This is a genomic window from Pseudomonas poae (genome assembly GCF_001439785.1).
Classification (GTDB): Bacteria; Pseudomonadota; Gammaproteobacteria; order Pseudomonadales; family Pseudomonadaceae; genus Aquipseudomonas; species Aquipseudomonas poae.
Genome location: NZ_JYLI01000015.1, coordinates 138530 through 149953, shown reverse-complemented (window position 1 = coordinate 149953; position 11424 = coordinate 138530). Strand labels below are relative to the sequence as shown.

General features: G+C 53.0%; 17 protein-coding genes and 5 tRNA genes. 8 read left to right on the top strand and 14 right to left on the bottom strand.

Annotated elements, in window-relative coordinates; translation table 11 throughout:
* Positions 1-536 (top strand): integrase core domain-containing protein (locus TU75_RS18490; protein ID WP_156422780.1); only part of this gene is annotated, 536 nt, incomplete at its 5' end.
* A 154-nt stretch (positions 537-690) separates the two neighbouring features.
* Positions 691-960 carry a DUF7740 domain-containing protein gene (locus TU75_RS28795; protein ID WP_439709883.1) on the top strand — a complete coding sequence of 90 codons (270 nt, stop codon included), beginning with the start codon at positions 691-693 and terminating at the stop codon, positions 958-960.
* Positions 961-1326: 366 nt separating this feature from the next.
* Here the strand turns inward: TU75_RS28795 and TU75_RS18480 are convergent, their stop codons facing one another.
* The gene (locus TU75_RS18480) at positions 1327-2046 is read right to left on the bottom strand and encodes a hypothetical protein (RefSeq protein WP_060549706.1); all 720 of its coding nucleotides are present in this window, start codon (positions 2044-2046) and stop codon (positions 1327-1329) included.
* Between the two features lie 150 nt (positions 2047-2196).
* On the opposite strand from TU75_RS18480, the gene TU75_RS27385 reads away from it, so the two are divergent.
* A complete protein-coding gene (locus tag TU75_RS27385) occupies positions 2197-2844 on the top strand; it encodes a hypothetical protein (protein WP_141719123.1) in 648 nt (215 codons plus the stop codon).
* 52 nt (positions 2845-2896) lie between these two features.
* Here the strand turns inward: TU75_RS27385 and TU75_RS27380 are convergent, their stop codons facing one another.
* The 5 genes from TU75_RS27380 to TU75_RS18455 form a co-directional block, all read right to left on the bottom strand.
* Entirely contained in the window at positions 2897-3670 is a 774-nt protein-coding gene (locus tag TU75_RS27380; protein WP_141719122.1) for a hypothetical protein, read from the bottom strand.
* A gap of 21 nt (positions 3671-3691) precedes the next feature.
* On the bottom strand, positions 3692-3988 hold the full coding sequence (locus TU75_RS18475) for a hypothetical protein (RefSeq protein WP_141719121.1): 297 nt from the start codon (positions 3986-3988) through the stop codon (positions 3692-3694).
* A gap of 581 nt (positions 3989-4569) precedes the next feature.
* The gene (locus TU75_RS18465) at positions 4570-4953 is read right to left on the bottom strand and encodes a hypothetical protein (RefSeq protein ID WP_060549704.1); all 384 of its coding nucleotides are present in this window, start codon (positions 4951-4953) and stop codon (positions 4570-4572) included.
* A 90-nt stretch (positions 4954-5043) separates the two neighbouring features.
* Positions 5044-5490 carry a hypothetical protein gene (locus tag TU75_RS18460; RefSeq protein ID WP_060549703.1) on the bottom strand — a complete coding sequence of 149 codons (447 nt, stop codon included), beginning with the start codon at positions 5488-5490 and terminating at the stop codon, positions 5044-5046.
* A gap of 54 nt (positions 5491-5544) precedes the next feature.
* Positions 5545-5940 carry a DUF6957 family protein gene (locus TU75_RS18455; protein ID WP_060549702.1) on the bottom strand — a complete coding sequence of 132 codons (396 nt, stop codon included), beginning with the start codon at positions 5938-5940 and terminating at the stop codon, positions 5545-5547.
* Positions 5941-6068: 128 nt separating this feature from the next.
* Here TU75_RS18455 and TU75_RS18450 point away from each other — a divergent pair, with 128 nt between their 5' ends.
* Positions 6069-6539: a helix-turn-helix domain-containing protein gene (locus TU75_RS18450; RefSeq protein ID WP_060549701.1), complete on the top strand. Its 471-nt coding sequence runs from the start codon at positions 6069-6071 to the stop codon at positions 6537-6539.
* A gap of 319 nt (positions 6540-6858) precedes the next feature.
* On the opposite strand, the gene TU75_RS18445 is transcribed toward TU75_RS18450, so the two are convergent.
* A tRNA-Arg gene (locus tag TU75_RS18445) sits at positions 6859-6930 on the bottom strand.
* 177 nt (positions 6931-7107) lie between these two features.
* Positions 7108-7176, bottom strand: a tRNA-Arg gene (locus TU75_RS18440).
* Between the two features lie 44 nt (positions 7177-7220).
* Here TU75_RS18440 and TU75_RS27375 point away from each other — a divergent pair.
* Genes TU75_RS27375 through TU75_RS18435 form a run of 3 tightly spaced genes read left to right on the top strand, consistent with a single transcriptional unit; the run spans position 7221 to position 7940 of the window.
* On the top strand, positions 7221-7520 hold the full coding sequence (locus TU75_RS27375) for a hypothetical protein (protein WP_141687578.1): 300 nt from the start codon (positions 7221-7223) through the stop codon (positions 7518-7520).
* A gap of 2 nt (positions 7521-7522) precedes the next feature.
* Positions 7523-7750 carry a hypothetical protein gene (locus TU75_RS26790; protein WP_015372774.1) on the top strand — a complete coding sequence of 76 codons (228 nt, stop codon included), beginning with the start codon at positions 7523-7525 and terminating at the stop codon, positions 7748-7750.
* A gap of 10 nt (positions 7751-7760) precedes the next feature.
* Positions 7761-7940 carry a PA3371 family protein gene (locus TU75_RS18435; RefSeq protein ID WP_003233510.1) on the top strand — a complete coding sequence of 60 codons (180 nt, stop codon included), beginning with the start codon at positions 7761-7763 and terminating at the stop codon, positions 7938-7940.
* 164 nt (positions 7941-8104) lie between these two features.
* Here TU75_RS18435 and TU75_RS28325 read toward each other — a convergent pair whose 3' ends face one another.
* Positions 8105-8233: a hypothetical protein gene (locus tag TU75_RS28325; RefSeq protein WP_256094233.1), complete on the bottom strand. Its 129-nt coding sequence runs from the start codon at positions 8231-8233 to the stop codon at positions 8105-8107.
* Positions 8234-8343: 110 nt separating this feature from the next.
* Between TU75_RS28325 and TU75_RS18430 the strand changes: the two genes are divergently transcribed.
* Complete coding sequence (locus tag TU75_RS18430; RefSeq protein WP_003193592.1) at positions 8344-8670, top strand: Arc family DNA-binding protein; 327 nt, start codon at positions 8344-8346, stop codon at positions 8668-8670.
* Between the two features lie 122 nt (positions 8671-8792).
* Here TU75_RS18430 and mgtE read toward each other — a convergent pair whose 3' ends face one another.
* The 5 genes from mgtE to csrA all read right to left on the bottom strand — a co-directional run bounded on the left by mgtE (position 8793) and on the right by csrA (position 11250).
* A complete protein-coding gene (gene mgtE / locus TU75_RS18425; RefSeq protein ID WP_003233511.1) occupies positions 8793-10235 on the bottom strand; it encodes a magnesium transporter in 1443 nt (480 codons plus the stop codon).
* Positions 10236-10575: 340 nt separating this feature from the next.
* A tRNA-Arg gene (locus TU75_RS18420) sits at positions 10576-10652 on the bottom strand.
* A 71-nt stretch (positions 10653-10723) separates the two neighbouring features.
* Positions 10724-10800 (bottom strand) — tRNA-Arg (locus TU75_RS18415).
* Positions 10801-10908: 108 nt separating this feature from the next.
* Positions 10909-10999 (bottom strand) — tRNA-Ser (locus TU75_RS18410).
* A gap of 62 nt (positions 11000-11061) precedes the next feature.
* Positions 11062-11250, bottom strand: coding sequence for a carbon storage regulator CsrA (gene csrA / locus TU75_RS18405; protein ID WP_003233512.1), 189 nt, complete (start codon positions 11248-11250; stop codon positions 11062-11064).
* Positions 11251-11424 lie beyond the last annotated feature (174 nt).

The following is an 11424-nucleotide window of genomic DNA, read 5'->3' as shown; positions in this document are numbered from 1 at the left end:
GGCACGAGGGTCGTATTGCGGTGCAAACCAGTGATACGCGTTGGTGCTCGGACGGCTTTGAGTTCCGCTGTGAGGACGGCGCCAAACTGAGCGTGACCTTCGCCCTGGATTGCTGTGACCGCGAAGCCATCGGCTGGGTCGCGAGTCCGACCGGGTACAGCGGCGATGACATCCGCGACTTGATGCTGGAGAGCGTAGAGAAACGCTTCGGTGATCAACTGCCTGCAACGCCGGTTCAATGGCTAAGCGACAACGGCTCGGCGTACACCGCCGAACAGACACGCCTGTTTGCTCGACAGATCGGTTTGCAGCCGGTGACCACCCCGGTGCGCAGCCCGCAGAGCAACGGCATGGCCGAGAGCTTCGTGAAGACGATCAAACGTGACTACGTTGCGCACATGCCCAAGCCGGATCGAGAAACGGCGCTGCGCAACCTGGCAATTGCCTTCGAGCATTACAACGAGCAGCATCCGCACAGCGCCTTGAACTATCGCTCACCGAGGGAGTTCAGGCGCTTGGCAGCAGCATCAATTTGACGGGGAGTTGGTGTCCGGTTTTGTAGGGGCAAGTCCAGCTCAGCTTAACGTATGCCCTGAATAGGTTTGAGGATCGACCACACTACCGCGCTAACAGGTCACAGCGCGCTGTATTTACGGGAATGCCTGCAGGCCGACTGGGTTCACCCACCGGATGGTTGACACATCAGAAGGCAGAAGAGAGAAATGTAATAATCCAAGCCTTGCCCCCGCTTATCTAGGCACGATCATGACACTTACAGACGCAATAATTGTGATACTTCTCGCCGAAAAAATTCATGGCACTGACGCGGCCATACGAAATTCAGCGAAAAACGTCGCCAAGAAGCTCCCTCGTAGCAAGCGCAGCATCATGTACGACATTGCCGATAGCAAGAGCCCTCGAGAATTGATGCGCCACATAGGCTTGGGCCTGGACGACTGAAAACTGCCATTCGACAAGCAACAGACCACAAAATGCTTTGCCCCCAGCATGACCAGTTATAGGGCACGCGAACCCATCTAGACCCGCTCGCAGCTCACTAGGCAAGCGGAGCGCGCAGGCCAAGAAGGCCGAAGGCGTGAAAGGATGGAAGCCCGCCAGGGCCGAGACTGGGCGAAACGCCAAGGCTCGGTTTACGACAGCCTGGCTGCGAAGCGGCACGCCCCTAATTCTCTTCAAAAAGGTGATCCATATCATCACCCGTGAACCCCCAGAAGTAAGCGACCTTCTGAGCCTCCTCAGACGCCGCTTCTAGCACAGAGCGGCCCCTGGGGAACAGTTCCGCATAGAATGCCACCGCTCTCGCCATCACATGCATAGCGGTTTGCAACGCCACCAGAGCCAGTATTCGCTGATCCTCCACCGACTGCGCTTCCCCCATCTGCATGGAGCTGATGTAAGAGCTATGAGCATACCCGCAGAAATCGAATAGACGTTCTGGAAGTATTTCTTGTGGAGCCCTGCCCTCACCGCTTCATCCGTCCATGACCACCCTACCCTCCAATCCCCCTTGAGCAGCCGCTTTGCTTGCTCCGGCTTGTAGTCCCCAAGATACGGTGACGCCTCTATGTCCGCGATTTGCTCAGCAGCCTGCAGGCGAGTCCTCCCTATGGCTTCTCTGGCTTGCTCGGTTGACGGATGTAGCTTGAGCCGATCCATCAATCCACCCAGCCGCCAAACCCCATGCCTGAACCTCCTGAGCGCGGTATCTTTGCTCTGGAAGATCCAATGAAACACGATGAAGGTCTCTAGACAGGCGCGGGCGAGGATCGTAGCGGAGGAATGATCTACGAAAACGATCTGTTTTCCGTCTTGGAAATCCAGCTGAGTTGCGTTAACAACCACCCTGACCGAGCACGCCTGCTTGAACAGCTTCACCGCCAAGATCTGGGCATGGTTGATCCAGGCGTCATCAGTAGCCAGGGCCTGCCCCTCCTGAGCTCCGATCATTGCTGCGAACAGCTCGGTGATGGTGGCGAAGTCTTGTTCTGGATCGCGCTGTGAGGGAGTGCGGCCAGTCGACGGCACGGGACATCCTCAGATTGAGTAAACTAGAGTCCTTGGTGTACTTTAAGTCTACTGCAGTGACCTGCGATCTCCCAGATACGGCACATCTCAATATGCCGTGAACCAGAGAGAACGAATAACGTACATCCAATCCTTTCAAAGGAATGATTCGTGGAAAAAGCAAGCAAGAAGCAAAAAAATAATCTCCCGTTCTTTGAACGCCCCGATTTATCACCATTCCTCGTGCATTTGACAAGACGCTCCCAAAAACCCAATAAAAAATCCGCATTCAAGAACTTAATATCCATACTCAAAAGCGGAAAAATAAATTCTAGCGGGCCAGATGGATTTATAAGGGGATACAAGCGTGCCACTTGCTTTATGGACACGCCTCTCAGCTCGCTAAAATATGTGCTAAACGAACGTGACACACAAATAGAAAACCCGAGATATGAGCCCTACGGAGTCGTGATCACAAAGAAATTTGCATTTAAAAAAGGATGCAGACCCGTAATGTATCTATCTCCAAAAGAGGAGAAAAAAATAGGAATATCCGAACACGAGCTTTGGCGAGTAGTTAAACTAAGCGATGTCGATGGATTTGGTGTCAACTGGATCCATGAGCGCGAATGGCGATGTGAAGGAAGCTTTGAACTACCTAAGGGGCCCATCGCAGTATTGGTGAAAAGCCCAAAAGAAGCTAAGAAATTGCGAAACATGATAGAAAGAAATCCATCCGAATTCCGCACAAATCCGCAGTCAATCATTCCACTCTCTGTTCTCTGCCAAGGTCTGCCATACATGGCCAAACGACCCTAAACAGCCTGCCGCACAACTTAAATTGCGCGACAGCAACCCACATCGAATTAGCCTATGATAGTTCAACCTCAATCACATGAACAGGCACCGTCTTTTTTTTGTTCGAAAATGCCTCGCCACTATGTACAACCCCGTCACAAATATATATATCTCGAATGCAATTCAATGTGGCACCAGAGGCAAACACTACCTCTCTTTCGTGCCCATGCTGACTATCAGGCGTATAGTGATATGACTTCGTGCTAGGAGCCGACACCGTAATTAAGAAAATATCAAGACGACCAGCCCTATACGCCTTACCATTATGAACGGCAACATGCCATGCCTTCTGCGGATTGAATGTTGTAGAAAGCGGCCTATCGGTCACCAACCTCTCAACATTCATAGGCCATAGACCGCCATGGTATAGAATCTGCCCCCTTGACAGATAAACACCAAACTCATCAACCTCAGATTCGAAACGGCGACGATTGTAAGTAGTATGTCTTTCTTGATAATCCAGAAGCGCAGGCGGAGTTTCAGCCGGCATCATACTCGTAAGATCTGAATACGCCAAATCTTTGGAAAGTGCGGCATCCACGAACCACTCAAATGCACCATCCATAGGTGTTTGTGCAATATGTTTCGCCGCCTGAAAATGATTATAAACTACGCTTACCACGTCCCTCTGCGCGGGCATTCTTGAACCGTGCAGCTCAAGATACTCTCTCTCTTCAGTAAATGTTGGCCGCCTCGTAACACCGTACTCATAAGGCGAGCTAAATATATTAATAACTCCTACCTGACCCATTCCCACTCCAATTGCAATCCCGACAGAAAAATGCACTTAGCATCTCTTATGCTACTTCTAGAAGCTTCGACCGCTCCTTAAAGCGTCAGCCGCCTCCTCAATCCAATCTTTTACTCCAAGAGAAAGGTTGTACGGTTCAAGCTCACCCGAAGGAATTTCTTGGAGAGCCTTGAGGGCTGACCAAGCCTCATAGTCGTGGAATGGATTGAGGCCCATCACGTTTCCAAGACTCGGGTTAATTTGACCACGAAAACCAGCTATGCGCGCAAGTAGTGATGCGGCTTGGCTCAAATCCCAGTTGCTGAGAAAAAGCAATAGCGCTGTAAACGCCATGATGGATTTATTCTTTTTCATTGCACCGTATGGCAGATTTCCCACGGCCCGACGTACTGGCTCGTAGTGATTAGAAATAAACTGGGCGAGCTTGAGGGTACCAACCCTGAGTATCAGGTGGATGGGCCGATCTACAACGGAAGGGTCAGAGATTGGCCCCGCACATACCCTCCACTCAAGAACCAGCCCTTTTGTGCAGTCTTTGCACGCAAATACTCACCGGACATTTCTGTTCGCAACGTCCAGGGTGAGCACGCGCCTGATTTGATGATTCTGGGTAATGATCACATCGCGACTCCTACTGTATACATGGGGGCGGACGGTATCCAATCGCCCCTCTTTTACGACACTAAGTTCGGTGCGCCGCTGTGCGTGGAGTCAGCCCATGCAAATGCGTACGGTTTGGCGTTAGTGATCCTTCTTCAGGCACTAAGTTGGGTCGATCTCATGCCGATAGATTGGACGGTGCCACTGAGCACCACGTTCGTCGATAACCTCTTCGACCGCAAAACCTGACTTAAGCTCTAGGCTTTAAGTGGAAAATAGCCAGTGGCAGCGGCTCAGAAATTCACACCTATGGCATCGCATTTGACTCCAGAATATTACTGCAACAGGCGCGGAGTGAAATGGTACTGCCCCTTTGAGACTCTCAGATAATCACGCAGGGAGGCTCGCCCATTGCCCCTCTGGAACGTCGCAAGCACATACCGCGAGTTCTCGGTCGTCATAACCCAGAACCGTCCCTCACGCTCAACTTTCAGAACGTCAGAAGTGCGGATCAAATGGCCATCTCCAAACCGCCCATATTGGTCTTTACGCTTGTGGCCAAAAACAACACCGATACCTGCGCGCGCCCTGATGGATACTCCGCAAAGGTACGCAGTGACCGGTATGTCAAAGCCTTGCTCTTGAGCCCTTATAATTCGCTTCAGATCAAAATCTGTATGGCGTTTGCCGTGAAAGTTCACATCTAGTGTGTCCAGCATCGTTGGGCTCCGGTTGAGGTCTGTATGGAGTTATCAAGAGTTGCACACGCAACCAGAGGTGCTGGTATCGTGCGGAATAGTTGGTAAATTTCAGGCAGATCGAATCATGCTTGAGAGAAAGACGGGCCTTACGTTCGCCAACACTTCGATCTGGAAATCTGGTTGGTGCGAGGTGTGATAAACCTCGCCCTCACCCATCTCTAGGACGCAAACCTCAGCGCCAATTCTGTCCTCACCTACGCTCAACCTGGTCAATCGCCCCATTTGCCAGCCAGTGGTCTTATTCATCCAGGACGGCGTCACAGCCATGACTTCGGTGATACTTAAGTCGGGGCCTTGGCTCACCAGAATTTCTTGAAGCTGACGCGTGTCGTCAATCATCACAGCACACTCGCTGAGCCGACCTTCGTTTTCGACGCTGAGGGTCAAGTGGTACCAAGGAGTTCGGAGCAGCCTTGCCACTCCACGCCAGTTGGATACACCCTCGCCAAACATTCCTGGGATGCCTATCAGGTCGCGGTCTATGGTTCTGAACATGTGTCGCCTCAAGCTGCTGGAGCACGTCAGTTGCCCAGCAGAACCGGTGGGTAATCAGAAAAGGGAAAATATCGCTTCGATAGAAGCAGACTTACGATGGCCTGGCCCGAGCAAAACGTAGACGGAGTTACGTGTTTCGAATAGGTAGCCTTCTTTGAAAGCGGTGCCCATGCTTGAGCGCACCCAATGTCCCGGCTCGAAACGCCTCTGCTCGTCGTCCACAACTTTGTGGGCAAACATAAACATTGGCTGGCAACCGGCAGCGATTACTTTGGCTCGCTCCGCGTCAGTGACTATGGCGTCTAGGATCACCCAGTCTTCTACGGCGCACAGGGGGAGCCATTTGTAGTGTTTTCGAGCAGCGAGGAGCACATCTTCAAGGGGCAGTTCAGAACCAACCAAGGCAACCCCACTTTCGCCCAGCAGCCCATCTTCAAGCCCTCTTTCCATCCGCTGCGTCCCCGCCAATAATTTCACATAAATTGACGATCTAAACCAAAACCGCCACCCATATAACTATATCTCTTTGCTTGGCGTCAGGCAAACGCGGCATACCACTGGTTTTTGGGAAATTTGCGATGTCGCTGCGTTATTCCTTTGCAGCATCCCTTCAGTTGCTACGCACTCGTAAAGGGCTGTTCCAAGAGGACATCGCCAATGTTGGCGGTTCGGTGTCCCAACCTCATGTAAGCAACCTAGAGCTCGGAAAAAGTGCGGTGACCCTAGACTCGAGCTATCAGCTAGCAGCCGCGCTAAATGTGGAGCCGATCACCCTCCTCGCGCTAACCGTTGCCTCTCACAAACACGTAACAGCTCGGGAGATGCTGCTGGCTGCGCTTGCAGAGCTGGATGCCTTGGAACTGGCTGACGCGAGCCTTCCAACGAAGCCAGCGGAATTGCCACGCCATGGGACGGATAGCGCTAGAAAGAAGTTGGAAGCGGTTCATGACTTGAAGAAAAGAGGATTTACCCAGGCTCAGGCAGTAAAGGAGTTGGGAATACCGGAGAGCACTCTGCGTAGGCTTTGGCACCAAAGCGCGATCCGCTGATGGTGACGTCACCAGTATCGAAGCCGTAGACAAGCAGCAACAGCTTTGGAAAACAGTGGCCAAGCGCGCATTGCTTTCGACTAGCTGAGGTGGCGCGAGGCATGCTGCTCAGGAGTGTTACGACAACGCCCCACCACGAATCACAAACACTTCGTGTCCCGCCTAAAGCTCAACGTCTTCCGAGGTCACGTCCTAATTGCCACGAATCTCGCAGCGTTAGTGACGAGCAAGGGCGATGGACGCGTAAGGAGGTTTAGGGTTGAAGCAAGGAGAGTGGAGATAGGCCTAAGGCCATGAAGGGGAGCAACTGAGTAGGATGTGTCCCCTGCAGGAATCGAACCTGCATCTAGCCCTTAGGAGGGGCTCGTTCTATCCGTTGAACTAAGAGGACTCTACGGGGATATCTTGGTTGCTTTCATCCTAAGATTCAAGCGAATTACTGTAAAAACAACGCGTTAAACCTTGAGCAATGTGCGATTTAGCGATAATTCCGCGCATGTCCTCGAACAGATCTATCGGATCTGACCACTCCTTATCAACACGCCCCCCCCAATAGGAGTCTGGTGAGTAGCCCAGATAAGAACGGCCAACCTTCCCCTTAGGAGGGGGATGCTCTATCCAATTGAGCTACTGGGACAAATGACAGTCGCCCGGCCAAAGGCATGGCGACGGACGGCGAGCATGTTAACGGCCAAGGTCGGTTTTGTCATGTCGTCCGTTGGCTTTTTGCGTGTAGGCGATTCCTCGGCCGGCAGACGGCTACTTCGACCAGTAAAACCGGACATGCGCGGTATCGTGCAAAATGCACTCCCCCAAAATGCCAGTATTGCAAATTGCAATCAAAAGGCTCCGCAAAACAAGCTTAAGCTATTGATTTTATTGAAAATAAACATTGGCACGGCATCTGCAATATCTTCTCTAAGAAAAGTCCTACATGGACACCCCATCACCAACTGGCAGAGCAACCGGCGGAGAACATGACCATGAACAGTGCCCTTCTGTTAGCCCTCAATACCGTGGCACTCGCCGCTTTGGTGATGTTTCATTTTCAGTCGGGTACAAGTGATGATGTTGCGCAGCTTCGCCAGCCCGTTCCACACCACCTGCAACAGCGTCCACAGCTGGCAGTGATGACCGCAAATGCGCAAACGCCTCTGCGTGTCACACAGGATGCACAGTCAGCGCCCGCATCTGAACACTGGATTTTCTAAGGAAGCTTTCATGTCCAAGTCTTCTTGGCTGTTTCTCTGCCTGACTCTGATCAGCACAGCTTTTGGCCTGCAAGCTTCTGCGCAGGAAGGACGAATTACAGCCTATGTCGCCAGCGCGGTGTTTGCTCTACTGCTGGTTATTACGCTCATCGTGGGCCGCCGTATCAAGTTCGATCCCGTACTGCGCTAAAGCCCGCCGCAACCCTCCTCCCCGCCTCACCTACCTTACGTCGTATAGACCTAGCAAATTGGCAGATTGCCACTAGTCTTAAAGCTAGGGGCAAAGGGCCATCTTGCTTTACGATGTGCGCCCTCCAGGCATTCGCGACCTCGATTTGCTTGATGTACGGCCTTTTAAGCGCCCCCAGGTAAAAAATATTCAAACCAGTCCGCAAAAATGCAAATCAGTGCTGGCATAAAGCCTTTAGGCGGTTCAATATTTGTCACAGAATTGACGCCAAGGAAATGTCGAATCTCAGGCATGATGCGACCTCTTTGCAATTCGGGTTGAACTTTGGTCGTGAGTCTTGTCTTAACACTCATCCTTGCGGCCAATTCCAAAAACCGCTCCCCTGAACTAACCGGTTAAATATATGCGCCCATTGAAACAGGCAATTTATTCCAGCCGTACGGCTGACAAATTCGTCGTACGTCTGCCAGACGGTATGCGGGAACGCATTGCCGAGGTGGCTCGCAATCATCACCGCAGCATGAACTCTGAAATCATCGCGCGCCTGGAGCAGAGCCTTATTCAGGAAGGCGCGTTGGGCGAAGAGCTGAGCATGCGTCTGGACAGTCCGGAGCTTTCACTTCACGAACGCGAACTGCTGCAGCGTTTTCGGCAGCTCTCCCACCGTCAGCAAAATGCCCTCGTTTCGCTTATCGCGCACGACGTTGAGGCGGCCGCAGAAGCCAATTGATTTGCGCTTGAAAGCCGAAGCCAGCTGAACGCTGGCTTTTTTTTGCGCGAAATTTGATCGAGCAACAGGTGGGATTTTTGGTGAGTGGCTTGTGCGGGAGGGGCTGTCCCCTCCCACAAAGGTCAAAGCAGGAAGATCGTCGCCAAGCCCAGGAAGATAAAAAAGCCGCCACTGTCCGTCATCGCGGTAATCATGACGCTGGCTCCCATTGCGGGGTCGCGCCCAAGGCGTGCAAGGGTCATGGGAATCAACACACCCATAAACGCAGCCAACAGCAGGTTGAGCGTCATGGCGGCAGTCATCACCACACCCAGCGACCAACTGCCATACAGCAAGTAGGCCACCACGCCGATCACCCCACCCCACACCAGACCATTGATAAGCCCGACGGCCAGCTCCTTGCGCAGCAAGCGGGAAGAATTGGCGGTGCTCACCTGATCCAGCGCCATCGCGCGCACGATCATGGTGATGGTCTGGTTACCGGAGTTGCCGCCAATGCCCGCCACAATCGGCATCAACGCCGCCAGTGCCACGAGTTTTTCGATGGAGCCTTCAAACAGCCCGATCACGCGGGAGGCGATAAACGCGGTGATCAGGTTAACCGCCAGCCACGCCCAGCGGTTATGCAGCGAGCGCCAGACCGAGGCAAAAATATCTTCCTCTTCACGCAAACCCGCCATGTTGAGGACTTCGGTTTCACTTTCTTCACGAATCAGATCGACAATTTCGTCGATGGTCAAACGGCCGATCAGCTTGCCGTTCTTGTCGACCACCGGCGCCGAGATCAAGTCATAACGCTCAAAGGCCTGGGCCGCGTCATACGCGTCCTCATCCGGGTGAAAGCTCACGGTATCGCTGGCCATCAAGTCCGCGACTTTCTTTTCCGGATCGTTCACCAGCAGGCGCTTGATTGGCAGCACGCCCTTGAGGATGCCTTCGTAGTCGACCACGAACAGCTTGTCGGTATGGCCTGGCAGTTCTTTGAGGCGGCGCAGGTAGCGCAAGACCACTTCGAGGCTGACGTCTTCGCGGATGGTGACCATCTCGAAGTCCATCAAGGCGCCGACCTGGTCCTCGTCGTACGACAGCGCAGAACGCACGCGCTCACGCTGCTGGGTGTCCAGCGCCTCCATCAGCTCGTGGACAACATCGCGCGGCAACTCGGGCGCAAGGTCAGCCAGTTCGTCGGCATCCATTTCCTTGGCGGCGGCCAGCAGCTCGTGATCGTCCATGTCGGCGATCAGGGTCTCACGTACCGAGTCGGATACTTCGAGCAGGATGTCGCCGTCGCGGTCAGCCTTGACCAACTGCCACAGGGTCAGTCGATCATCCAACGGCAAGGCTTCAAGGATATAGGCGACGTCGGCGGAGTGCAGATCGTCGAGCTTGCGCTGCAGCTCGACGAGGTTTTGCCGGTGGACCAGGTTTTCAACGCGGTCGTGATTCGGGCCTTCCTGGCGATGCGTAAGGTCTTCGACCACGCGCTGGCGCTGCAGCAGCTCAATGACTTGAGCCAGGCGATCCTGCAGGCTGTCTTGTGTTTTCTTAACTTCTACTTCGGTCATAGGCGAACTCCACTCCCAGCAGCGGGGCACGCCGGAAGGATCAATCAGTCAATTCATGATTGGTAAAACGGGGTACTGAGTTACTACTGGGTAAGTCCATGGAGGTATTCCACAAGCCCCGGCGGGGCTGACGGGCGCAATGATACACCGCTCGGCGGCTTTTAATCTTAAAAAACTGGAGAGAACAAGTGCTTGCGAGACAAAGTTGAGCCTGAGCCACACCTGGGAACTGCGACGCCGCAACCAGGCCATAAAACACATCGGGGCGATGGATCAGAGGAAAATCCTACACAAACTCCAGACGGCAAAAAGCCCGCACTTGGCGGGCTTTTTGTTTGTATGGTGCACTCGACAGGATTCGAACCTGTGACCGCTCGGTTCGTAGCCGAGTACTCTATCCAGCTGAGCTACGAGTGCAGATTGTGTTTTTAGACCAGATCACAACTGGTTGAAGCCGAGCAACTGCATTGCTGCAACTGTCTCTTAAATGGTGCACTCGACAGGATTCGAACCTGTGACCGCTCGGTTCGTAGCCGAGTACTCTATCCAGCTGAGCTACGAGTGCATTTGTTGCCGCGCATTATAGGCCGTTCAATCTCTATGTAAAGCGATTTTTTCGAGTAATTTCAACAACTTACCGATAAATCCAGACTGCAACGTACTAAGCAAATAATGGCGGAGAACGGGGGATTCGAACCCCCGACACCCTTTTGAGGTGTACTCCCTTAGCAGGGGAGCGCCTTCGGCCACTCGGCCAGCTCTCCGCAACACGGGGCGTATATTAACCACGTTCATCCCCGTTTGCAAACTTAAAAAGCGATAAAAATTAAAGGCTTGGTTCTTCGTCCTTCTCTTTCTTGATCCGCAGGAAAATTTCCTCGCGATGGACCGCCACTTCTTTCGGAGCGTTAACCCCGATACGCACTTGATTGCCTTTGACGCCAAGCACCGTCACGGTGATTTCGCCATCACCGATAATCAGGCTTTCTGCGCAACGACGAGTCAGAATCAGCATACCTTTCACCTCACGCATTTCATTTCAGGAACAACAGTCTGCAAAAAACAAGGTTGTCGACCTGCACCCCGAAGGCCGCAGCCCTACCACCTGAGTATTGTCGAGCCCACGCAAAAGACCACGCGTGCCATAAAAAATGAAGGGCGCGGAAAACCGCGCCCTTTCGGCACTGCC

What these genes read in the sequence shown, in the direction of transcription:
- TU75_RS18455 (WP_060549702.1), bottom strand. Translation starts at nt 5,940, where the DNA reads ATGGAAAGAGGGCTTGAAGATGGGCTGCTGGGCGAAAGTGGGGTTGCC.
- TU75_RS18475 (WP_141719121.1), bottom strand. Translation starts at nt 3,988, where the DNA reads ATGAAAAAGAATAAATCCATCATGGCGTTTACAGCGCTATTGCTTTTT.
- TU75_RS26790 (WP_015372774.1), top strand. Translation starts at nt 7,523, where the DNA reads ATGAACAGTGCCCTTCTGTTAGCCCTCAATACCGTGGCACTCGCCGCT.
- TU75_RS18430 (WP_003193592.1), top strand. Translation starts at nt 8,344, where the DNA reads ATGCGCCCATTGAAACAGGCAATTTATTCCAGCCGTACGGCTGACAAA.
- TU75_RS27375 (WP_141687578.1), top strand. Translation starts at nt 7,221, where the DNA reads ATGTTAACGGCCAAGGTCGGTTTTGTCATGTCGTCCGTTGGCTTTTTG.
- TU75_RS18465 (WP_060549704.1), bottom strand. Translation starts at nt 4,953, where the DNA reads ATGCTGGACACACTAGATGTGAACTTTCACGGCAAACGCCATACAGAT.
- csrA (WP_003233512.1), bottom strand. Translation starts at nt 11,250, where the DNA reads ATGCTGATTCTGACTCGTCGTTGCGCAGAAAGCCTGATTATCGGTGAT.
- mgtE (WP_003233511.1), bottom strand. Translation starts at nt 10,235, where the DNA reads ATGACCGAAGTAGAAGTTAAGAAAACACAAGACAGCCTGCAGGATCGC.
- TU75_RS28795 (WP_439709883.1), top strand. Translation starts at nt 691, where the DNA reads ATGGTTGACACATCAGAAGGCAGAAGAGAGAAATGTAATAATCCAAGC.
- TU75_RS18460 (WP_060549703.1), bottom strand. Translation starts at nt 5,490, where the DNA reads ATGTTCAGAACCATAGACCGCGACCTGATAGGCATCCCAGGAATGTTT.
- TU75_RS18435 (WP_003233510.1), top strand. Translation starts at nt 7,761, where the DNA reads ATGTCCAAGTCTTCTTGGCTGTTTCTCTGCCTGACTCTGATCAGCACA.
- TU75_RS18450 (WP_060549701.1), top strand. Translation starts at nt 6,069, where the DNA reads ATGTCGCTGCGTTATTCCTTTGCAGCATCCCTTCAGTTGCTACGCACT.
- TU75_RS28325 (WP_256094233.1), bottom strand. Translation starts at nt 8,233, where the DNA reads ATGCCTGAGATTCGACATTTCCTTGGCGTCAATTCTGTGACAAATATT.